Source organism: Vreelandella subterranea (assembly GCF_900111305.1).
Lineage (GTDB): Bacteria > Pseudomonadota > Gammaproteobacteria > Pseudomonadales > Halomonadaceae > Vreelandella > Vreelandella subterranea.
The window spans coordinates 290,390-312,150 of sequence record NZ_FOGS01000002.1 but is presented as its reverse complement, the minus strand read 5'-3'; the positions used below and the strand labels follow the sequence as shown (position 1 = coordinate 312,150).

General features: G+C 57.2%; 18 protein-coding genes. 14 read left to right on the top strand and 4 right to left on the bottom strand.

The window, feature by feature from the left end:
- Window positions 1–30: 30 nt before the first annotated feature.
- The 3 genes from gshA (at window position 31) to rsd (ending at window position 2,778) form a co-directional block, all read left to right on the top strand.
- Window positions 31–1,668, top strand: a complete 1,638-nt coding sequence (gene gshA / locus BMX75_RS04280; RefSeq protein ID WP_092825581.1) for a glutamate--cysteine ligase — start codon at window positions 31–33, stop codon at window positions 1,666–1,668.
- Complete coding sequence (locus tag BMX75_RS04275; RefSeq protein WP_092825968.1) at window positions 1,668–2,183, top strand: disulfide bond formation protein B; 516 nt, start codon at window positions 1,668–1,670, stop codon at window positions 2,181–2,183. The genes gshA and BMX75_RS04275 overlap by 1 nt, the downstream gene beginning before the upstream one ends.
- Window positions 2,184–2,289: 106 nt before the next feature.
- On the top strand, window positions 2,290–2,778 hold the full coding sequence (gene rsd / locus BMX75_RS04270) for a sigma D regulator (RefSeq protein WP_092825579.1): 489 nt from the start codon (window positions 2,290–2,292) through the stop codon (window positions 2,776–2,778).
- A gap of 394 nt (window positions 2,779–3,172) precedes the next feature.
- Here rsd and BMX75_RS04265 read toward each other — a convergent pair whose 3' ends face one another.
- Together BMX75_RS04265 and BMX75_RS04260 are read right to left on the bottom strand one after the other, a co-directional pair.
- Window positions 3,173–6,235 carry an efflux RND transporter permease subunit gene (locus BMX75_RS04265; protein ID WP_092825577.1) on the bottom strand — a complete coding sequence of 1,021 codons (3,063 nt, stop codon included), beginning with the start codon at window positions 6,233–6,235 and terminating at the stop codon, window positions 3,173–3,175.
- Entirely contained in the window at window positions 6,219–7,340 is a 1,122-nt protein-coding gene (locus BMX75_RS04260) for an efflux RND transporter periplasmic adaptor subunit (protein ID WP_092825575.1), read from the bottom strand. The genes BMX75_RS04265 and BMX75_RS04260 overlap by 17 nt, the downstream gene beginning before the upstream one ends.
- Before the next feature lie 223 nt (window positions 7,341–7,563).
- Here BMX75_RS04260 and BMX75_RS04255 point away from each other — a divergent pair, with 223 nt between their 5' ends.
- On the top strand, window positions 7,564–8,538 hold the full coding sequence (locus tag BMX75_RS04255; RefSeq protein WP_092825573.1) for a malate dehydrogenase: 975 nt from the start codon (window positions 7,564–7,566) through the stop codon (window positions 8,536–8,538).
- Between the two features lie 167 nt (window positions 8,539–8,705).
- On the opposite strand, the gene BMX75_RS04250 is transcribed toward BMX75_RS04255, so the two are convergent.
- Window positions 8,706–9,365 carry a histidinol-phosphatase gene (locus BMX75_RS04250; protein WP_092825571.1) on the bottom strand — a complete coding sequence of 220 codons (660 nt, stop codon included), beginning with the start codon at window positions 9,363–9,365 and terminating at the stop codon, window positions 8,706–8,708.
- 187 nt (window positions 9,366–9,552) lie between these two features.
- On the opposite strand from BMX75_RS04250, the gene BMX75_RS04245 reads away from it, so the two are divergent.
- Both BMX75_RS04245 and ptsP read left to right on the top strand, forming a co-directional pair.
- A complete protein-coding gene (locus BMX75_RS04245; RefSeq protein WP_066317867.1) occupies window positions 9,553–10,044 on the top strand; it encodes an RNA pyrophosphohydrolase in 492 nt (163 codons plus the stop codon).
- Window positions 10,045–10,125: 81 nt separating this feature from the next.
- On the top strand, window positions 10,126–12,387 hold the full coding sequence (gene ptsP, locus BMX75_RS04240; protein ID WP_092825569.1) for a phosphoenolpyruvate--protein phosphotransferase: 2,262 nt from the start codon (window positions 10,126–10,128) through the stop codon (window positions 12,385–12,387).
- Window positions 12,388–12,396: 9 nt separating this feature from the next.
- Here ptsP and BMX75_RS04235 read toward each other — a convergent pair whose 3' ends face one another.
- Complete coding sequence (locus BMX75_RS04235; RefSeq protein WP_092825567.1) at window positions 12,397–13,167, bottom strand: NRDE family protein; 771 nt, start codon at window positions 13,165–13,167, stop codon at window positions 12,397–12,399.
- Between the two features lie 198 nt (window positions 13,168–13,365).
- Between BMX75_RS04235 and BMX75_RS04230 the strand changes: the two genes are divergently transcribed.
- From BMX75_RS04230 to BMX75_RS04195, 8 genes are all read left to right on the top strand, one after another.
- A complete protein-coding gene (locus tag BMX75_RS04230; RefSeq protein WP_092825565.1) occupies window positions 13,366–14,538 on the top strand; it encodes a response regulator in 1,173 nt (390 codons plus the stop codon).
- A complete protein-coding gene (locus tag BMX75_RS04225) occupies window positions 14,535–15,338 on the top strand; it encodes a sulfite exporter TauE/SafE family protein (RefSeq protein WP_092825563.1) in 804 nt (267 codons plus the stop codon). The genes BMX75_RS04230 and BMX75_RS04225 overlap by 4 nt, the downstream gene beginning before the upstream one ends.
- A 127-nt stretch (window positions 15,339–15,465) precedes the next feature.
- On the top strand, window positions 15,466–16,254 hold the full coding sequence (gene lgt, locus BMX75_RS04220) for a prolipoprotein diacylglyceryl transferase (RefSeq protein WP_092825561.1): 789 nt from the start codon (window positions 15,466–15,468) through the stop codon (window positions 16,252–16,254).
- Between the two features lie 92 nt (window positions 16,255–16,346).
- On the top strand, window positions 16,347–17,174 hold the full coding sequence (locus BMX75_RS04215; protein WP_092825559.1) for a thymidylate synthase: 828 nt from the start codon (window positions 16,347–16,349) through the stop codon (window positions 17,172–17,174).
- The gene (locus BMX75_RS04210; protein WP_092825557.1) at window positions 17,171–17,704 is read left to right on the top strand and encodes a dihydrofolate reductase; all 534 of its coding nucleotides are present in this window, start codon (window positions 17,171–17,173) and stop codon (window positions 17,702–17,704) included. Before BMX75_RS04215 ends, BMX75_RS04210 begins: the two co-directional genes overlap by 4 nt.
- A gap of 87 nt (window positions 17,705–17,791) precedes the next feature.
- Window positions 17,792–18,526 (top strand): ProQ/FINO family protein, encoded by a 735-nt coding sequence (locus tag BMX75_RS04205; protein WP_245748341.1) that lies wholly within the window; start codon window positions 17,792–17,794, stop codon window positions 18,524–18,526.
- Window positions 18,527–18,786: 260 nt separating this feature from the next.
- Complete coding sequence (locus BMX75_RS04200) at window positions 18,787–19,941, top strand: porin (protein WP_092825553.1); 1,155 nt, start codon at window positions 18,787–18,789, stop codon at window positions 19,939–19,941.
- A 207-nt stretch (window positions 19,942–20,148) separates the two neighbouring features.
- Window positions 20,149–21,747 carry an alpha/beta hydrolase gene (locus BMX75_RS04195; RefSeq protein WP_245748340.1) on the top strand — a complete coding sequence of 533 codons (1,599 nt, stop codon included), beginning with the start codon at window positions 20,149–20,151 and terminating at the stop codon, window positions 21,745–21,747.
- The last annotated feature ends 14 nt before the right edge of the window (window positions 21,748–21,761 follow it).

Below are 21,761 nucleotides of genomic sequence, written 5' to 3'. Positions count from 1 at the left end.
CACGGGTCTTACTGACAAGGAGTGTTCACCTTGCCTGAACCACTCAATGTGCCATTTTCACTAACGGCGACGGTTGACCGCCTGATACCCAGCGCCCGACTGGGTCGGCTCGGTCGCCTGCGCCGCGGGCTCGAAAAAGAAGGCCTGCGGGTCGATGCGCAGGGGCACATTGCGCAAACGCCGCATCCTTATGCATTGGGCTCGAAACTGACTCATCCGCACATCACTACTGACTACTCCGAGTCGTTGCTCGAGTACATCACGCCGGTGTATTCCGAACCCGGAGAAGCGCTGGCGTTCCTTTCCGACCTGCATACCTTTACCTATCAGCATCTGTCGGATGAGTGGATCTGGCCAGGCAGTATGCCATCGCGCCTGTCGGGTAATGACAGTGTGCCGATCGCCGACTACGGCCACTCCAATGTCGGCACCATGAAGCACGTCTATCGCAGGGGACTCGATGTACGTTATGGGCGGATCATGCAGGCGATCGCCGGGGTGCATTACAACGTGTCTCTGCCTGACGATATGTGGCAGGCGCTGCGTGAGCTGGAACAAGCCACCAATGTGCCTTTCAATGATTATCGCTCAACCCGCTATTTCAGCATGATCCGGCATTTCCGACGCCATAGCTGGCTGCTACTGTACCTCTTTGGCGCTTCGCCTGCCGTGGACAAAAGCTTCCTACCCGACGGCAAGGTGCCAGACAAGTTAAAACCCTTGGGTGACGATACCTATTACGCGCCTTATGCAACCACGCTGCGCATGTCCGATCTTGGCTATCAGAACAAGGTGCAGTCGCAGTTGAAAATCTGCTTCAACTCGCTGTCCAATTATGTCAATACCCTGCGGCACGCGATTTCCTCGCCCTGGCCCGATTATCAAAAAATGGGGGTAAAGGTGGGCGATGACTGGCAGCAGCTCAATGCCAACATTCTGCAGATCGAAAACGAGTACTACAGCGATATTCGCCCCAAGCGGGTCGCCAAGCATAATGAAACGCCCAGCCAGGCGCTTGAAGCTCGCGGTGTCGAGTACATCGAAGTACGCTGTCTGGATTTAAACCCCTTTGATCCGCTGGGCATTGATGAAACGCAAATACGCTTTATTGATACTTTCTTGATGTGGTGTTTGCTAAGTGACAGCCCATGGATTTCGGACGAAGAATGCGACAGGCTCGATGACAATCGTCGTTTTGTGGTGGAGCGTGGGCGTGATCCAGCACTGACACTGATTCGGGATGGCGAATCGACCACGGTTGCAGCATGGGGAGAGCAGATCTTTGCCGAAATGGCGGAAGTGGCGCGGCTATTGGATGCGGTAGAAGAGAGCACGCCGCATGCGAAGGCATTAGAGGCGCTGGCGCCGCGCCTCAAGGATCCTTCGTTGACGCCATCTGCTCAGCTTCTGGGGCAATTGCAAGCAGGCAACGAGTCGCTCAGCGATACGTTATTAAGTCTTGCCAAAGCCCAGGCCGCTGAGTTGAAAGCCAAACCCATGCTGCGCTCACGTGAGGCGCTCTTGGCCCAGCTAATTGACACTTCTCACCAGCAACAGCACGATATTGAGGCCGATGATCAGGTAAGCTTCGACGATTTTCTGCGTGACTATTTTGCCCATGCACGGGAATCTCGCGCGCTATCTTCACTGACAGCGGAGAAGAAATGATGAAGACGCCGTCCATACGTTCAGCGGCGCTATTGGGCGTCGTTTTTTGTATTTTCATGATGGCGGTTGCGCTGGGGCTTGAGCATATCGGGGGGTATGAGCCCTGCCCGCTATGCGTGTTTCAGCGCGTCGCGGTGATCGCAACCGGCGTGGTGTTGCTGATAGCCGCGATCCACGACCCGGCGAGCCGCGGCGGCAAGGTGATCTACGGCGTCCTGGGTCTGTTGACGGCGGGGGCAGGGGCCTTCATTGCCGGGCGTCACGTCTGGCTTCAGTCATTGCCCTCGGATGAAGTGCCTACCTGTGGCCCAGGCCTTGATTACATGATTGATATTCTGCCCATGCAGGAGGTGGTCGCCATGGTTCTGACGGGCTCTGGCGAATGCGCTGAAATCGATTTTACCTTATTGGGGCTATCGCTGCCGGCCTGGACTCTGATCGGTTTTGCCGTGCTGTTGCTCATACCATTGCGTATGATTGTACTGGCACGTCAGCGTGCCATGCTTTTCAGTTAGTAGGCTTAATCAGGTATGAGGGAAACCATCCCGATGAAGATTGACAGCGCCGAGTGGAAAAGCGAGTCTAGCCTTGTTAACGGCGGCGAAAAGCAAGGAGAGCCTCATGCTCGAAGATTGTAAAGATGCCCAGGAGCGCTGGGGCGGTGTGCACAGCCTGATTGATCGTTGGCTGCAGCAGCGCCGCAATCTACTGATTAGTTTTATCGAGCTGAAAGAGGCTTGCGACACAGAACTCGAAAGCGTCAGCAAGGCGCGCATTGATCATTTCAGTGAATCGCTGATGGATTATATCAGCGCAGGGCATTTCGAGATTTACCCACAGTTGGCCGAGGAAGCGCGGGCTTTTAATGATGAGGGCGCGCTGAACATCGCGGAAAAATTGCTCGAGCGGTTGGAAATGTCGACAGAAATGGTGCTGTCGTTTGACACCGACTTTGCTTCCACCGCCAGTTGCGAACAGAACATCGCCCGTCTGCCAGCCTGGATTGACCGACTGGCCCGAGGCTTGACCGAACGCTTTGCCCTCGAAGACCAGCTTATTGCCCGGCTACACGCCGTGCACAGCCCCGCAACGTCCAACGCCCCCGCCTGAAGTAAGTGTTTCGTGCCACCGCAGTTTAACGCTTGTAGATAGTCTGATCGCCCGACAAGTCGGGCTCCCACGGGGCTATGTGCCCGTATTGGGTTTGTAGGAGCGCAATTCATTGCGCGATCAGCAGCGATCGTGCCGCCGAAGATGAACGCTTTTAGAGCCTGATCGCCCGACAAGTCGGGCTCCTGCGGGGCTATGTGCCCGTGTTGGGTTTGTAGGAGCGCAATTCATTGCGCGATCAGCAGCGATCGTGCCGCCGAAGATGAACGCTTTTAGAGCCTGATCGCCCGACAAGTCGGGCTCCTACGGGGCTATGTGCCCGTGTTAGGTTTGTAGGAGCGCAATTCATTGCGCGATCAGGAACCATCAAGGCGCCGAGCTTGATGGCTGGGCGTCAGCGCCATCTGCCGCCAATCACCAGCATGCAGGGCGTCAGCAGCAGCGTTAGCGCCGTGGCGAAGGTAAGTCCGCCGGCAATGGCGCTGGACATTTGCGTCCACCACTGGGCGGAAGGGGCATTAAAGCCCAGTGCCGGGGTAAATAGGTCCACATTGATCCCCAGTACCATGGGCATCAGCCCCAGCACCGTGGTGATCGCCGTTAACAGCACCGGGCGCAAGCGCAAGCAGCCCGCTTCCAGGGCGGCTTCGACCGGCGTCATGCCCTGGCCACGCAGCTCGTTGTAGGTATCGATCAAGACGATATTGTTATTGACCACGATACCTGCCAGGGCAATCACCCCCATCCCTACCATGACAATGCCGAACGCCTGCCCGGTAATCAGCAAACCCATCAACACCCCTGCGGTGGAGAAGACAATCGCCGACAGCACCAGGCCTGCCTGATAGAAACTATTGAACTGGGTGACCAGAATCAGCGCCATCAAACCAATAGCAATCAGGAAGGCACTGGTCAGAAACTGCATGGATTCCTGCTGATCCTCCTGCTCACCGGCGACATTCACCATCAACCCGTCGGGTAGGCTGTCACTGCCTGCTTCTAGCAGAGCGCCCAGACGTTCATCGGCGAGATAACCGGAGGCTAGGTCGGCATCGATGGTGATGGCCCGGCGCCCATCGATGCGGTTCAGCGTGCCGACTTTAGGGGCCGGTTCCAGGGTCACGAAGTGCGAGATAGGTACCTGGCCCCGCTGGGTATTGATGGTCAAGCGCTCGAGCTGATCCAGCGAGCGCCAGTTCTGCGGCAGCCGCACGCGGATATCCACTTCATCGTTCACCTCGGGCGGGCGGTAACTTGCGACCTGAAGGCCGGTGGTGAGCAGCTGAACCGCGCTACCAATGGTCGTCACATCGGTGCCCATGCGCGCCGCAGCTTCCCGATCCACGTTCACCCGCCACTCCACACCGGGCAGGCTGCGGTTATCCTGAATATCGGTAAAGCCGCCCAGTTCGCGCATCAACTGGGTCAGTTGGTTAACCCCGGCATCGGCGACGTCAGGATCGCTGGCGCTGACCTCCAGTACAATCGGTTTACCGCCACCGGGGCCCATCTCCTGCTCCCTAAACTCCAGCGTGATGCCGGGAATATCCCCTGCGCGCTCGGCCATATCGTCCAAAATGGTCTGTGCAGGGCGGCGCTCATGCCAGTCGATAAACTGGAACTGCAGCATGCCGATGACGTCGTTACCCATCTGCTCGTTGGGCACGGCAAAGGAGCGCGCGTAAAGCGCCCTTACTTCGCTCATGCCGGATAGTCTGGCTTCTACCCGCTGCACGATGGCGTCGGTTTCCTGCGCCGAAAAATCGCCCCGGGCGCGTACCAGCACCTGGGCACTGTCGGGCTCCACATTGGGGAAGAAGTCGACGCCGTGGTTGAAGCGGGCGTAGCCGGTATACAGCAGCGCCATCAACAACAGGGCGATCAACAGCACCCAGGCGGGATGCTTGAGCAGCCTGGCCAGCAGGTGGCGATAGCCGCGACCAAAGGATGTCGTCGCCTCTTCAGGGAGAGCCCTGCTAGAAGCTGCCGCGGTACGAGTAAACAAACGACCCAGTGTCGGCAAGAACACCAGCGCCATGGCCAGCGACGCCAAAAGGCACAAGATCACCGTGGCAGGCAGGTACTTCATAAACTGGCCGACCACCCCGGGCCAAAACAGCAGGGGAATAAACACCGCGAGGGTGGTGGCCGTGGAGGCGATAACCGGCCAGCTCATCCGCGAAGCGGCGTTAAGCCATGCCTGGTGGGGCGCTTGGCCATCGCGCAGGTGGCGATCGGCCAGCTCGCTGACGACGATGGCGCCGTCCACCAGCATGCCCGCCACCAGAATCAGCGCGAACAGCACCACGATATTGAGCGTAAAGCCGAATGCCCACACCAGCAGGATACCGGTCAAAAAAGCGCCGGGTATGGTAAGACCGACCAGCAAGGCCATACGCCACCCCATCGCTGCCACCACCACAATCAATACCAGCACCACGGCGGTGAGCACGTTGTTCAAAAGCTCGGAGAGCATGTTTTCGACGGTGGTCGACTCATCCAGAATGGTGGTGAAGCGCAGCTGGTCGGGGAGCAGGTCATCGGCTTCGGCTAATCTGTCACGCACCGCGCCAATGGTGGCGATAATATTGGCCCCGGCGCGCTTGGAAATTTCCAGCACCACGGCAGGTTGGCCGTCAATGCGGGCAAAGCCTTCCGGGTCTTTGTAGGTCGGGTTGATCCACGCCACATCGCCAAAGGTGACCACACGGTCCTCATCGACCTTGACCGGCATATTCATGACATCGTCAAGGGACTGAATAATACCCGGGACTTTCAATGCCAGGCGCCCCGCGCCGGTATCCAGGCTGCCTGCTGCTACCAGGCGGTTATTACGCGATACCTGATTGAACAGCGTATCAAAATCGACCCCGTAGCTCTCCAGCACCAGTGGATCGACCACAATCTCCAGCAGGTCTTCCCGCTCACCGGCAATATCGACTTCCAGCACATCGGCAATGCCCTCGATCTCTTCCTGCAAACGTCGGGCGACGGTCATGCGTTCGCGGGTGTCCAACTGGCCTGAGAGGCCGATGGTCAATACCGGGAACTCCGATACATTGACTTCCATTACCCGAGGCTCATCGGCCTCGTCGGGCAGCTCGCTACGGGCAATATCCACCCGGTCACGGACGTCGGTCAGCGCGGTGTCGGGGTCAAAGCCGGGGTCGAACTCCAGCGTAATCGAGCCATGGCCTTCACTGGATTGGGCGGTGAACTTGCGCAGTCCCTCGATGCCGCGCAGTTCCTGCTCCATGGGGCGAATCAGCAGCCGCTCGCCGTCCTCGGGGCTTACGCCCTCCAGCGACAGCGAGACGTAAATCATCGGAATGGTGACGTCGGGGTTGGCTTCCTTGGGGATCACCTGCCAGGCCGTAATACCTGCCAGTAGCAAGCTCACTAACAGCAGAAGCGTTGTACGGCTGTGGGCCAGCGCGGCATCAATCAACTGGCGCATGAACGCTATCCTGGCCAGTGGATGGTCGTGAAATAGTGGCTTCTTCCGTTGCTACCGGGGTGACCGTTTCGCCAACGTCGACCATGCCCGCGCCAAGCGTAATCAAGCGTAGCGGGTCGGGCAGGCCGGTCACGTAGGCGCGCCGGGTGTCAGCACTGACCAGTTCCACGGTGGTCTGCTGTACCTGGTCGTTGTCATCCAGGTGCTTGACCGCCAGTTGGCCTTCGCTATTCAAGCTCAACAGCGCGGGGGAGAGGGTATGCACCTGACGGGGTGGCAGGGTGATAGTCAACTCGGCGCTGGCGCCTGCCAGGCGCTTACCGGCCGGGTTATCCAGCGTGGCTTCGACATAGAAACTGCGTGTGGCCTCTTCGGCGCGATGGCTGATAAAAGTCAGTTCGCCCTCGAGATGGTCGCCGTTCAGCAGCCGGGCGGTGACCGGCAGACCCACGCTCAAATCGCCCACCTGCTGTTGAGAGACCCAGGCAGCGCCTTTCAAGCGGCGATCATCAACCAGTTGGCCCCACTCTTCGCCGGGTTGGAGCAAGTCACCCAGTTCCACCTCTACGCGGTTAAGCACGCCGTCAAAAGGGGCGGTGGGGCGGCTGTCATCCAACTGCTTCTGTAGCTGCGCCACCGAGGCGGCGCTGGCGCTAAGCGCGCTCTGCAAACGTAATAGTTCGGGCTGGGAAATCAACTCCCGCTCACGCAGGTTGCGGGCGCCGGCATATTCCGCCTCGGCAACGGCCAGCTCATCACGGGCCTGCTGCAGTTGCTCGGGCAAGGCGTCGTTATCCAGCACTAACAGTGTATCGCCAGCCGCAACGCGGCTTCCCTGGGCCATCGGCTTGTCGGTCACAAAGCCCGCTATATTGGCACGCAGGGTGGTTTCGCGCTGAGCCGTCAGTTGGCCTTGGATAACCTGTTCGGGGATGAAGGCGATGCTGTGTTGCTCAACCACCTCGACCCTTGGGCCTTCTTCCTGGCGGTCAGGGGCATCCGGGGGCGCGTTTTGAAAGCCCTGGAAGTTACCCAAGGCGAGCCATATCACCAGTGCCAGCACAAGCAGGCTGGCGAGGGCATAAGAGAACGGGATTCTTCGCATGGGGCGTCCATGTCCTTGGCAACACGAGAAAGGCATCAGTAAAACGTTGACACCATAGCGCAACTGAACCGGTTCGGCGAGTCGCAGGCGGCTGGGTGGATGGCCGGCATGCCAGATGGGGACTAGTCGCATGTCTGATTGAGTTTTTGCCCAACTGGGCATACCATCTTTGCGTCTTGAGTTCTGTCGACCCACCCTCAGGCGAACCAACCAAGGAGCAATGATGAAAGATCCAGTACGTATTGCGATTACCGGCGGTGCCGGTCAGATTAGCTACTCTCTTATTTTCCGCATCGCCGCTGGCGACATGCTGGGGCCGGATCAGCCTGTCATTCTCCAGCTGCTGGAAATTCCCCAGGCAATGGACGCGCTGACGGGCGTGGTGATGGAAGTCAACGACTGTGCCTTCCCGCTCGTTCAAGATATTGTCGCCACCGATGATCCCAATGTTGCGTTCAAAGATGCAGACTTTGCGCTGCTGGTTGGCGCACGTCCGCGTGGCCCGGGCATGGAGCGTAAGGATCTGCTGGAAGCCAACGCGGCGATCTTCTCCGTTCAAGGCAAGGCGCTGAACGACCACGCCAGCCGTGATGTGAAAGTGCTGGTCGTCGGTAACCCGGCCAACACCAACGCGCTGATTGCTTCCTGCAACGCGCCGGATCTGGACATGGGTCAGTTCACCGCAATGACGCGCCTGGACCACAATCGCGCCCTGACGCAACTGGCACAGAAAACCGGCAAGCACGTCACTGATGTTGAAGACCTGATCATCTGGGGCAACCACAGTGCGACGCAGTACCCGGATCTGGCCCAGTGCAAAGTCGACGGCAAAGCGGCGTTCGATCTGGTTGACCGCGACTGGTACGAAAACGACTTTATCCCCACCGTGCAGCAGCGCGGCGCGGCGATCATCAAAGCACGTGGCGCCTCTTCTGCCGCCTCTGCTGCCTCTTCGGCCATCGACCATATGCACGATTGGGCGCTGGGCTCCAAAGGCATCGTCAGCATGGCGATTCCCTCTGACGGCAGCTACGGCATCGAAGAAGGCATCATCTACTCCTACCCGGTACGTTGCCAGGGCGGCAAGTATGAAATCGTTCAGGGCTTCGACATTGACGAATTCAGCCAAGAGAAGATGAAGGCTACCGAAAAAGAGCTGCGCGAAGAGCGTGCTGCCGTCGAGCACCTGCTCGGCTGATCGGAGAAAAGCAAGGGATTAGAAGTAAGAGGTAAGAAAACCCCGCAGGGTGTGTGGCCTGCGGGGTTTTCTTGTTTGATATCTTTAGTTACCCTGACTTCTTTCTTCCTTCTTCCTTCTTCCTTCTTCCAGACGCGAAGCGCCGCTCTTCAAGCTTCCAGCTTTGGTTACCAGTCCCGCAAACTCATGATCCGCCATTGGCGCTCTTCGGCGACCTGGCGCAGGGTGTCGTCAGGATCGACAGCCACCGGGTTTTCGACTTTCTCCAGTAGCGGCAGATCATTGTGGGAGTCGCTGTAGAACCATGCGCCTTCCATGGTCATTTGCTGTTCTTCCAGCCATTGCTCCAGGCGGGTGACTTTGCCTTCGCGGTAGCTGGGCACACCCTGCACGCGGCCGGTGTAGTGACCGTCGACGCATTCGGGCTCAACGGCAATCAGATGTTCTACGCCCAGGCGCTTGGCAATCGGCCCGGTAATAAACCGGTTGGTGGCGGTAATGATCAGCAGGGTATCGCCCATGGTGCGGTGGCGGGCCAGCAACTCTTCAGCTTTCGGCAGGATATGGGGCTCGATTTTGCTGGCCATGAACTGCTGATGCCAAGCGGCCAGCTGCTCTGGCGTGTTGTCGGCAAGCGGCTTCAGCGCGACGGCTAGAAAGTCGACCATGTCGAGTGTGCCCGCTTGGTAGTCGGCCATAAAACGGTCATTGGCTTCCCGGTAGGCAACGGGGTCTACCGCCCCCTGTTCAAGCAGGAACTCTCCCCAGGCATGATCGCTATCGATGGATAGCAAGGTATTATCCAAATCGAAAATGGCCAGACTCACGGCGCTCCCCTTATGCTTGATGATGGTCGTTTACAGCCAGACGTAAAGCGCCGGATTATCGCAGAGTCGCTGTCGCTTTGACACCGACACATCAGGCTGCGTTGGCAACTTGACGCTATATTGTATTGATACGCTTGTTGTCCTTGTGGAAAAATGGACACAGTTCAAAATTTATAAGGTGATGTCCGTGATCGACGCTGACGGCTTTCGCCCCAATGTTGGCATTATTATCGCCAACCGCCAGGGGCAGCTGCTATGGGCGCGTCGTGTAGGACAGAATGCGTGGCAGTTTCCCCAGGGAGGCATCAAATCAAGCGAGACGCCGCAAGAAGCTCTTTTTCGTGAACTTCACGAAGAAATTGGCCTGACCGCCAATGACGTTGATATTGTCGCCTGCACCCGGGGCTGGCTGCGCTATCGTCTGCCACGACGCATGATTCGCACACATTCGCGGCCAGTTTGTATTGGCCAGAAGCAGAAGTGGTTTTTACTCCAGATCCGCTGCGAGGACAGCCGTATCTGCATGACGGCGACGCCCAAGCCTGAATTTGACGGGTGGAGATGGGTAAGTTACTGGTACCCTCTTGGTCAGGTCGTGCCGTTCAAGCGTGAAGTGTATCGACGTGCACTCCGCGAGCTATCGCCCCGCGTTCAACGCTTGGCATTAATAGACGGGTGAACCGTCGCCCTGCAACCGGGCAGCGGTTGATGGCCAAGAAATTCCTCAGCGAGGCAAATAACAGTGAAAAGTAAAACGTCCATGCTTGAGGTTCTGCGCCGCGTTATTCAGGAAGTGAATGGCGCGCGCAACCTGGATGCTGCATTGGCCACCATGGTGCGACGCATTCGCAAAGCGATGCAAACCGATGTGTGCTCTTTTTATCTTTACGATAAAGAGCTTGAATCACTGGTGCTCATGGAAACCATCGGCTTACGCACCCAGGCCGTCGGGCAGGTGGTACTTCCTTTAGGCGAAGGTCTGGTGGGGCTCGTCGCCAAGCGCAGTGAGCCGCTTAATTTGGAAGATGCCCAATCCCATCCCCACTTTCGCTATTTTGAGGCGACCGGCGAGGAGCGTTATTCGAGCTTCCTCGGTGTGCCCATTATCCACCAGCGTCTCATGCTGGGCGTGCTGGTCGTGCAACAGGCCGAGCAGCGCCAGTACGATGATGAGGACGAAGCCTTCCTGGTGACCATGGCGGCACAGCTCGCGGGTGTGCTGGCACACGCGTTGGCCACGGGCAATCTGAACCGCCGTGCCTTGCCCAGTGGGCAGACCATGTTCAAGGGCGTGGCCGCGTCGCCGGGGATGGCGATGGGAGAGGCCGTGGTGATCACGCCGCCGTCGGATCTCAACAGCGTGCCTGACCTGGTCCCCAGTGATGAGGATTTCGAAGTCGCGCGGCTGAAGGAAGCCATTGGCAAAACGCGCGCTGAAATCCGGGCGGCGGCCGAGCGACTGGTCAACCGTATTTCGACTCAGGAGTTGGCGCTGTTCGACGTTTATCAACAAATGCTGGGTGAGGCGGCGCTATCGGAGGAAGTCGAGAAACGTATTCGTGAAGGGCAGTGGGCACCTGGTGCCCTGGCCGATGTGGTGCGTCGCCATGTGCAATATCTCGAGCGCGTGGATGATAATTACCTGCGCGAGCGGGCGGCGGATATTCGCGACCTGGGGCGTCGCGTACTGGCCCACCTGCAGGAAGATTCCCCCTCGACTCCCGAGACTTATCCCGACAATGCCATTCTGGTCGGGGATGAAATCAGCGTGGCGATGCTGGGTGAGGTGCCCCGCGATAAATTGAAAGGGCTGGTTTCGGTGCGCGGTTCCAGCACCTCTCACGTGGCGATCGTCGCCCGCGCCATGGGCATTCCCACGGTGCTTGGTATGGTGGATCTACCGCTGCCACGCTTGTCGGGAGCGCCAGTCGTGCTTGACGGCCACAGGGGGCGGTTATTCGTCAGGCCCGCTCCTGAGCTGAAAGCCCGCTATGAAAGCCTGATTGCCGAAGAAGAAGCCTTAAGCGAGCTGTTGTCGCACGAACAGGACCTGCCCAGCGAAACACCCGACGGCCATGACATGCCGCTGATGGTGAATACGGGGCTTGCGGTCGATGCCGCCGCCTTGCTTAAAAGTCGCATCAGCGGCGTAGGGCTCTACCGTACCGAAGTGCCGTTCATGATTACCGAGCGCTTTCCCGGCGAGAAAGAACAGACGCGACTCTACCGTGATCAGTTGGAAAGCTTCTCGCCGTTACCGGTGGTCATGCGTACGCTGGATATCGGCGGCGACAAAGACCTGCCGTATTTCCCGATCGAGGAAGCCAACCCCTTCCTGGGCTGGCGCGGTATGCGCGTGACCCTGGACCACCCGGAAGTCTTGATGGTTCAGCTGCGGGCGATGCTTAAAGCGTCCAAAGAGCTCGATAACCTCTACGTGCTTTTCCCGATGATTACCAACGTCGAAGAAGTGGATGAGGCTTTGCGATTGCTGGACCGTGCCATCCTGGAGCTGGGCGAGGAGGGCATCGACGTAGAGCGCCCCAAGGTAGGGGTCATGATCGAGGTGCCGGCCACTATCTATCAAATGGATGCATTGGCCAAGCGGGTGGATTTCTTCTCGGTGGGCAGTAATGACCTGACCCAATACCTTCTCGCGGTAGACCGTAACAACCCGCGCGTTTCCAGTCTCTATGATGCACTGCATCCGGCATTGCTGGGGGCGCTGCAGGAGTTGTCGCAGGATGCACTGCGACTCAAAAAGCCCATTTCGTTATGCGGTGAGCTGGCTGGTGATCCGGCGGGGGCGCTGTTGCTGATGGCGATGGGATTCACCAGTCTGTCCATGAACGCCCCCAGCCTGCCCAAGGTGCGCGCGGCGATCCGCCGTGTCTCTCTGAAGGATGCCCAGCAGTTGCTGTCGGAAGTCATGCTGCTGGATACACCTGCCCAGGTACATATGCACCTGGATAAACGAATGGATGACTGGCAGCTTTCGCATTTGCTTCCCCCGCGTGACTGAATACCTTGCTCAGCGCTCGCAGGGGACGCTGAGCGTCGTTTCCCCTTCAAATGCCCCCCACGGCCCAAAGCGTTGCTCGGTCAGAGCTACATCGCCATTGTCGGCCAGCGTCAACCAGCTGGTGGCGCGGGTGCCGTAGCGTTCGCCGACGATAAACGCCGCTGATAGCTGTTGTTCAAGCTCGGTGCCCACGCCGGTGTCCGGTAGCGTCGATATAGGCGCTTGGTGGGGGTTCTGGAAGGCGGTCAGCGCCTTCCCCGGGAAGTGGCTGGGATCAACCTGTTCAAGCGCGGTCCTGGCCGATAGCAGTTTCGGCCAGGGGCTGTTGAGCGCCGCGTTAGACAGGCCGTGAACGCCTGGCGAGACCTCTTGGAGCGACACCTGCTCACGGCCGCGATGCAAGCACCAGAGCCGAGTGGGGGTGGTAACCAGCAAGTTGAACCCCGCATACTCTGCTGCCCCGCCTTCAGCAAGGCTGTTTAACCAGTCCATCGTGCTGTCGCATTCCAAGGCCTGTTTGACCAGGTGCCCGCGGCTCGGCGCGCCAGCCGCTGAGATCAGGGCAGGATCACGAACATTGGTAATCGCCGCGACCGTGCCCTGACGGTTGGCTGCAAGCCAGCTTCCACCTGCCTCCAGGTCGCGCCCGCCGACGAGATTGGGAGCGTCCTGCCAGGGTGCGAGAGGGGCTGTGGGGCGCGCGTGGAATTCATCGCGGTTGCCGATCAGTTGCAAAGGCGTTGCAGATCCAGGATGCCAGCGGAAAGCGATTAAACACATGGAGGGCCCATTTGTCAGGTCAGTGTTGGTCAGGTCAGATTAGTGCTTCAGACAGTGTGTACATGACACTCCATGCGTCTCGACGTACACTTGCTGCCAGTCGTTTCCTACACTAACGCAAATGGCTTTACAAATGTGTAGGTCACCGGGATGACGTATCCGCTTGTGTCGTTTTGCCAGAGAGGAAGGCGCTTTTTTATGCAACCTAGTCAGCAGGAGCATTTCTGGAACACCTTGATATGGCCAGTGCTCTGGCCGTTACTGGTCGTGCAGGCCACGCTGGTGGTGCTTTGTGTGCTGGTGGTGTGGTTGGTGGGTTGGGTTTCGCCTGGCTACGCCTCATGGAGCATTTCGCTATGGTTGATGTTAGCGCTTCTGATCGGCAGCAGCTTGAACGTGGCAGCGTTTTTGATGCTGGTGAAATCGCGTGCCAAGCACAAAGAAGCGCGTCTGATGCAGCATTTGGCTGAGCTTGAGCGGCATACGCGAGCCATTACTCAGCAAACGTCGGCAGCGTCCACTCCACAGGCGCCAGCGCTGGACGAGTTACCTATGACTCCTCCGTTCGCACGCATTGCGAACGTTAGCCGTGTGTTGGCGAGCTTGTCGACATCAATGACTGATTGTTCGTCATCGCCACAGGAGGAATCGCCCAGCGCTGACGAAGATGCCCAGGTGCTACGCGATGACCTGCATGACCAGCAGCAGCAGGTAAAACGCTTGCTTGCCGGGCGCGACCGTGCGCGAGAGGAGTCCCGGCTCAAGTCCGAGTACCTGGGCTTGCTACAGCGCGAGACTGATGCACTGTTTGCACGTTTAAGTGAGCAACTAAATAGTGAAGTCAGCGAAGATTGTCGGGCCAACATGCTCGAGGTGCGCGAGCGAATCGCCGATATTCGGGCCTTGCTAATGAATCTGGTGCAAGATACTGACGGCCAGAACGAGGCTTACGATACAGCACCCATGGCAACGTCGTTACGCGTACTGGTGGTCGATGATGGCCCCGTTAATCTCATGCTGGCGCGACAAATGCTCGAAAATCACGGCCTGCATGTCGAGGGTGTGAGCAGCGCAGAACAGGCGCTCGAGCGTCAACAGCAAAGCTATTTTGATCTTGTTTTCATGGATATTTTCATGCCCACACTCAGTGGGTTGGAAGCGGCCCGCCGCTGGCGGAAGGTTGAGGCAACCCAGGGTGGGCGCAAAAGTGTTCTCGTCGCCCTGACGGCGAACGCAGACAATATGGGGCAGGACGAATGCTTGTCTGCAGGGCTCGACGACCTGCTGACCAAACCCTATCAGCCCGACACCTTGCTGGGTATCATTGCCAAGTGGTTTCCCGATAATCAACGGATATCGTCTGGCGAATGAGTACCCTGGCGACGACGTTACTCGGCTACTGGCTGCTTGGCGCTGTCGCCGGCACAATGGCGGGCCTTTTTGGCGTTGGGGGCGGGTTGATCATTGTGCCCGCTCTAGCCGCGGCCTTCACTCTGCAAGGACTGTCGCCTGATGTGGTGATGCATCTTGCCATCGGCACCTCGCTGGCGACCATCGTGGTGACAGGCATGTCATCGACCTTGGGCCACTGGCGACGGGGGAGTATCCATCTGTCCTGGTTTCTCGCCTTGCTGCCGGGGTTAATGGCCGGTGCCATTCTGGGAGTGCTGGTTGCCGGGCAATTGGACGGGCCGCTGCTGGGCACGCTATTTGGTCTGTTTGTCCTGTCGGTTGCCGTTAAAATGGCGCTGGGGTTCACGCCTTCACCACGCCAGGCTGCCCAACCCCCGCGCTATGCGATGGTGCTGGCTGGGAGTGTGATTGGTGGCGTGTCGGCGTTGTTTGGCATCGGCGGTGGCACCTTGGCGGTTCCCTGGCTGTCACGCTGCGGGGCGAGTGTGACCCAGGCGGTGGCGACATCAGCCGCTTGTGGTGTGCCTATCGCGCTATTGGGCACCGTCACTTTCATATGGATGGGCTGGGGCAATTCCCAGTTACCTTCCTGGGCCACGGGTTATGTCATGTGGCCTGCCTTTATCATCATCGTCATGACAAGTATCCCTTTCGCCCGGGTGGGCGTTCGATTGGCACATCGACTGCCTAGCCACGTCTTGCGCTGGGCGTTTGCGGCCCTGCTCACCGTGGTGGCGCTCAAGTTTTTATTGAGCTAGCCATTGTTGAATAAGGTATTGTTGAGCAAGGTATTGCTAATAGAGGCATCGTTAAACTAGACGGTCGTTGAACCAATCGCGTTCATCCATTCAGACACATCAATAGACCCCTGATTAGAGAGCCTAGATGATTAATTATCCAACAATCGACCCGGTTGCCATCGCCATAGGGCCGCTGCAAGTTCATTGGTATGGGCTGATGTACGTCGTGGGATTTGTAGCCGCCTGGTGGTTGGGTTGTCGGCGAGCAGTGCGAATTGGCTTGAGCCGAGACGATATCGGCGATTTGCTGTTTTACTGTGCCATCGGGGTGGTCGCCGGAGGGCGCTTAGGCTACGCGTTCTTCTATGGCTTGGGCCAGTGGGCGGACGACCCGCTATGGGTATTTAAAGTCTGGGATGGTGGCATGAGCTTCCATGGCGGGCTTATAGGGGTGCTTCTGGCGGCCTGGTTTTTTGCACGGCGCAAGCAATTGGCCATGTTCACGTTAACCGACTTTATTGCCCCGCTGGTGCCCATTGGGCTTGGCGCTGGTCGCGTCGGTAATTTTATAAATCATGAATTGCCCGGACGTGTCACCTCGCTGCCCTGGGGAATGCCATTTCCTGGCATGGGGCCTGAACCTCGTCATCCATCGGCCCTATACGAAGCCATACTAGAAGGTCTCGTGCTGTTTTGTATTTTGTGGTTTGCATCGGCCAAGCCAAAGGCACGCGGCTTTATCTCAGGCCTGTTCTTGCTTTGCTACGGTATTTTCCGCTTCCTGGTCGAATTTTTCCGCATGCCCGATGCCCACATCGGTTTTATCGCCTTTGGCTGGGTGACCATGGGCATGTTGCTGACGCTACCCATGATCGCACTGGGCATCGTGTTGATAGCGTGGTCGCGCCAACAGCCGGTAGATGCAGTGCGATGAGTAGTGAATAGGGAGTCGTCAGTGGTTCACTGTTCGCTGACGGCCCACATGTATAGAATAGACGTTAATTGATGACTTGATCTGGGATTACCGTGACTGCAACGACGCCGATGAAAGAGGCTCTCGAACAGCCCTATCTGGATTTAATGCGACTGGTATTGAATCAAGGGACCGATCGCCATGACCGCACCGGAGTGGGTACCCGCTCGGTGTTTGGCCACCAAATGCGCTTTGACTTGTCGCGTGGGTTTCCGCTGTTGACCACCAAAAAGCTGCATTTGCGCTCGATTATTCATGAGCTGCTGTGGTTTTTAAAAGGCGATACCAATATCGCCTACCTGAAAGACAATGGTGTGCGTATCTGGGATGACTGGGCGGATGAAAACGGCGACCTGGGGCCGGTTTATGGTTATCAGTGGCGTAGCTGGCCCGACCCCAAAGGCGGCAGCGTTGATCAAATTGCCAATGTATTGGAGCAGATTCGCACGTCGCCCCAGTCGCGCCGCCTGATCGTATCAGCTTGGAATCCGGCCCAAGTGGACGATATGCAGCTGCCGCCATGCCACTGCCTGTTCCAGTTTTACGTGTCGAACGGGCGGCTTTCCTGCCAGCTCTACCAGCGCAGCGCCGATATTTTCCTGGGCGTGCCGTTCAATATCGCAAGCTATGCCTTGCTGCTGAGCATGGTGGCCCAGGTGACCGGGTTAAAGCCTGGTGAGTTTGTGCATACCCTGGGCGATGCCCACCTTTACAGTAATCACCTGGCGCAGGCGGAGCAGCAGCTTGGGCGCACGCCCAATGCACCGCCGCGGCTGAACCTGAACCCTGAGGTCAACGATCTCTTTGATTTCCAGTTCGACGACATTGAGATAGTCGACTATCAGCCGCACCCTCATATCAAAGCCGAGGTGGCGGTATGAGCCAGTTCGAACCGCTGGTGCCCGTGGCCATGATTGTGGCAATGGCGAAAAATCGCGTCATCGGGGTGGAAGGGCAGCTACCCTGGTATTTGCCCGAAGATCTGAAGTTTTTCAAGCGCATGACCCAGGCCAAGCCGCTGGTAATGGGGCGCAAGACCTTTGCCTCGATTGGCAAGCCGTTACCTAATCGGTTAAACATAGTGGTGACCCGTCAGGAAGCGTTCACTCACGAGGGGGTTCGGGTCTGTCATGACCTGCCCGCGGCGCTTGAGCTGGCTGATCAGCAGGCCACCATCGAAGCGGCCGAAGAGATCATGGTGATGGGTGGTGGAGAGATATATCGTCAAGCCTTGCCGTACGCGACCCGGCTTTATGTCACAGAAGTTGACATCGAGGTAGAAGGTGATGCGTACTTCCCCTTGTTAGACCCCAGCGAATGGCGCGAAACGCAACGCGTGGCCGGTCAGCCTAACGAACAGCAGCCTGATTATGCGTTTGTTACTTACGAGCGCATCGTGGCAGACGCCTAGCTGTGTTCAAGCTGTGTCTAAAAGCACCGCGAAGGAGAGCCCAGGATGTCGGTTAGCACTAAATCGGTAAGCGCTGGATCAAGCCCTATGACGTTATTGGACGATCTGGAGCGGCATTTGATGCTCACGCAGGCAGAGCTGACTCAGTTGCGTGAAGAAAACGCCAGGCTAAAGCAGCAGTTGGCAGAGGCTCGCGGGTCGACGCCGCCGGAAGCTGAAGCATCTGATGCGCAGCAGTCATCTTTTGAGTTCGTTGAGCCAAAAGAGCAAGCCAAGCCCGAGCGTGAGTCAGCGGGGGCACCCCAGCCACCTCCTTCAGAAGAAACCAACCCCGAGCCCCCATCGCCTCATGCACTGCTGGCGCAATGGTACACGCGCTACCCAAAGGCGTTTTTCAAGGGACATACCCAGCCGCTGAAAGTGGGCATACATCACGACCTGGCTGAGCGCGAGCCATGGTCGGGTAAGCTTATTCGCCGTGCGTTGGCAAATTACGTTAATCTGCCGCGTTATATAAAGTCGGTGCGCGAAGGGGCTACGCGGATTGATCTGGAAGGCAACGAAGCAGGCGTGGTTGACGCGGAAGCTGCGCGTCATGCGGCAGAAAAGCGTGCCCAGAAGGCACCTGCCACCCCGAAGGAGCGTTCCCCGGCGGCCCGAGAAGATAAGTCTCGCGCTAAAGCGCCCAAACCCAAGAAAAAAGCACCCACAGAGGCGGGGGAAAAGGCAGAAAAGACGCCCACTGACGTTGATGCGCCTCAAAAACAACTCAGCCTGGAAGATAAGCTCTTGGGCTTGCAGCAGAAATTCCAAGGACGCTAGGACCCCGCTCCAGTGGGCTTGGTTCCAAAAAAAATCACAAATAATAAAAAAACAGTGTTTTTTTCTATTGCGTTCCTCTGATTCCCGGTATAGAGTTTGCCTTGCGAGCATTGGAATATAACAAGGCGTTGTTGAGGAAGTGCCGCATTGAATTGGGAAAGCTCCCTGCAGTGATAAAAGAGCACACCCAACAGCCCGACTGTCGACCTCAGGTCGAACAGAAACGATCAAAACAGTAAGCTAGTTAAGGAACCTACACCATGAAAAAGACACTTTTAGCGACTGCTGTCATCGGCGCACTCGGTGCTTCTGCTGCAGCACAAGCCGCAACCGTTTATGACCAAGACGGTACTAGCCTAAACATTTACGGCCGCCTTGCTTATGCCGTGCAGACTGGCAACACTGGTGGTACTCAAGAAACTGGCTACAAGGACGACGGTTCTGAATTCAACGACCTGGGATCTCGTTTCGGTTTCATCGCTGACCACCAAGTTACCCGTGACCTGAGCGTCTTCGCTCGCATGGAACTCCGTGGTGCTGGTGACGCACGCAATAACGATGGCTTCGATACCGTTCGCAATACTTACGTAGGTGTTGACAGCAACTCCTTCGGTAAAGTCACGGTCGGTAACTTCGACAACGTTTACTACCAGTCTGGCGGCGTAATGTTCGACGTACCGGAAGCTTCTGGTGCAGCTTTACTGGGTGGTTTTGGTAACATCGGCAGCCACGGTGACTCCATTGCTTACTCCACACCGAATCTGGAAGGCTTCCGCGCCCATCTTCAGGCTAAGCATCTGAGCGGTAATGCAACCGAGCAAGAGATCAGGGATGTTAATGGTAACCTTGTAGACGTCGCTCTTTACAACGACGGCTCAGAATTTGACCGTGGTCAAGACAACTCTTCTACCGTAACCATGTCCGCTGCTGTCGATTATACATGGCAAGATCTGTACGTCTCTGTTGCCTATAACCAGGCTAAAGACGTGTCAGATCGCGGTGCAGCTTATGACAATGGTCAGGGCGCATTGCCCGCTGGTGAAGATCTAATGGGTATCTTCGCAAGTTATAACTTCACGCCGGAATTCTTGGTTCGCGCCAAGTATGAAGAAGTCACAGACGTTAACAGTGACTTAGGCAGCAACAGTAGTGCCATTGAAAGCATTGCTGGCCTCGGTGCTACCTTCGATTACGGCATGGGTGACATCTACGGTGATTATTACCGCGTCAGCACCGTCGGTTCTGAGGTTGATAGCCGTAACCAGTGGGTTGTGGGCGCCAGCTATCGCTTCAGCGAGCCGATGTACGTCTTTGCTGAAGTTGCAGAATTCGATGCTGACTTCAGTGGCGATCAACAAATTAACGAGTTGAATGATGACACCCTGACTACTCTTGGTGTTCGCTACGACTTCTAATATTTATCGTCTTAAGCAGTTGATTAGCTAGACACGTCGGAAACGACAATAGAGCCGGCCCTTAGGGGTCGGCTTTTTTTTGCGTGCCGCGTCGATCGTGTGGTGGATCTCTTCTGAAGAGGATGAAGAATGGTGATGAGTAGAGCGAGGGAGTGGGTCAGATACCTTTTTAGCCACTTATCAGACATCGGGCTTGTACTGGGTACGTTGCTGTTTGCCTTTTCACTGACGCCCAGTCTGTTACCACGCCCGCTGGTAGCTCAGGGGATTGTCTCAGGGCTTAGTTTTACCGTTGGCTATGCCTTGGGGGTGACCAGCCATTGGTTGTGGGCCTATCTGCATATACCCGAGCCCAGCCCACGCCTAGAACGTCACATTAAGTGGGTGGTCGCTTCTGTCTGCTTTATCGTCGCCTGGTTTTTCTTGTGGCAAGCCTCTGAATGGCAAAATAGCATCCGCACCTTGATGGAAATGGCGCCGGCAAACGATACGCGACCATTTTCCATTGCCCTTATCGCACTGGCTGTTTTTAGCTTTGCGATGTTGATCGCCCATCTTTTCAAGCTTACCTTTCGGCTCCTATCGCGCAAAATGGCGCGTTTCCTAACCCGCCGCGTTTCTTCTTTGCTCGGCACTATGGCTGCCATTGCATTATTCTGGTTGGTGATCGAAGGGGTTATCTTCTCGCTCGCTCTTAAAGTGGCCGACCGCTCCTATCAACAAGTGGACGAATTGATTCAGGACGACCTTTCTCCTCCAAGTGACCCGATGACGCCTGGTAGTGCCGAATCGCTGGTGAGCTGGGAAGCTCTAGGAAGTCGTGGGCGTCGCTTCGTCACTCAGGGGCCAGCGGGCGAGGAAATCGGTGATTTTACCGGCGAGGAAGCGCCTGACCCACTTCGCGTCTACATAGGCTTGAATGCGGCTGAAACACCCCAGGCGCGTGCCCGGCTTGCACTTGAAGAGCTTAAGCGCGTCGGCGGTTTTGAGCGTTCAGTGCTCTTAATAGCGACCCCTACCGGGCGTGGCTGGATCGACCCGGCCGCACAAGATACGGTGGAGTATCTTCACCGTGGTGATATTGCGACCATTGCCGCGCAATATTCCTATTTACCCAGCCACCTGTCTTTGATTGCCGAGGGTGAGTACGGGGTTGAAAATGCGCGCGCGCTGTTTTCCACTGTTTATGAGTATTGGGCAAGCTTACCAAACGATGAACGCCCTCGGCTCTATCTCTTCGGCCTGAGCCTTGGTGCGTTGAATTCGGACCTTTCTTTTGATCTCTACGATATCATTGAAGATCCCTTCCATGGTGCGTTATGGAGCGGTCCGCCTTATCGCAGCGAAACATGGCGCTCCGTAACCGCTGATCGAGATATTGGAACTCCTGCCTGGTTACCGACTTTTCGCGGCGGCTCGGTGGTGCGTTTCATGAATCAGTATCAAGGCCTGGACGCCGCTGAAAGCGAATGGGGGGACTTCAGGATTGCCTTTCTCCAGTACGCGAGTGACCCCATTACCTTTTTCGATCCCGCTGCCTTCTGGCGTGAACCCGATTGGATGCGTGAGCCGCGTGGTCCAGATGTCTCGTCAGATCTGCGCTGGTACCCAGTGGTCACCATGTTGCAATTGCTGGCTGACCTTGCGGCTGGCCAAGCACCAGCCGGCTATGGCCATGAGATAGCTGCAGAGCACTACGTTGACGCCTGGGTTGCTCTCACGGAGCCAGAAGGCTGGAGCGATAGCGACGTGGCTCGGCTGCGCGAGCACTTCATTCAACTCCGTGAAGAGCGCCAAGCAAAATAGGGTTTTCAATATTG

Coding starts and splice junctions, on each gene's coding strand:
- BMX75_RS04235 (WP_092825567.1), bottom strand. CDS start 13,167: ATGTGTTTAATCGCTTTCCGCTGGCATCCTGGATCTGCAACGCCTTTG.
- BMX75_RS04275 (WP_092825968.1), top strand. CDS start 1,668: ATGAAGACGCCGTCCATACGTTCAGCGGCGCTATTGGGCGTCGTTTTT.
- BMX75_RS04265 (WP_092825577.1), bottom strand. CDS start 6,235: ATGCGCCAGTTGATTGATGCCGCGCTGGCCCACAGCCGTACAACGCTT.
- BMX75_RS04230 (WP_092825565.1), top strand. CDS start 13,366: ATGCAACCTAGTCAGCAGGAGCATTTCTGGAACACCTTGATATGGCCA.
- ptsP (WP_092825569.1), top strand. CDS start 10,126: ATGCTTGAGGTTCTGCGCCGCGTTATTCAGGAAGTGAATGGCGCGCGC.
- BMX75_RS04210 (WP_092825557.1), top strand. CDS start 17,171: ATGAGCCAGTTCGAACCGCTGGTGCCCGTGGCCATGATTGTGGCAATG.
- BMX75_RS04225 (WP_092825563.1), top strand. CDS start 14,535: ATGAGTACCCTGGCGACGACGTTACTCGGCTACTGGCTGCTTGGCGCT.
- BMX75_RS04200 (WP_092825553.1), top strand. CDS start 18,787: ATGAAAAAGACACTTTTAGCGACTGCTGTCATCGGCGCACTCGGTGCT.
- BMX75_RS04255 (WP_092825573.1), top strand. CDS start 7,564: ATGAAAGATCCAGTACGTATTGCGATTACCGGCGGTGCCGGTCAGATT.
- BMX75_RS04205 (WP_245748341.1), top strand. CDS start 17,792: ATGACGTTATTGGACGATCTGGAGCGGCATTTGATGCTCACGCAGGCA.
- lgt (WP_092825561.1), top strand. CDS start 15,466: ATGATTAATTATCCAACAATCGACCCGGTTGCCATCGCCATAGGGCCG.
- rsd (WP_092825579.1), top strand. CDS start 2,290: ATGCTCGAAGATTGTAAAGATGCCCAGGAGCGCTGGGGCGGTGTGCAC.
- BMX75_RS04260 (WP_092825575.1), bottom strand. CDS start 7,340: ATGCGAAGAATCCCGTTCTCTTATGCCCTCGCCAGCCTGCTTGTGCTG.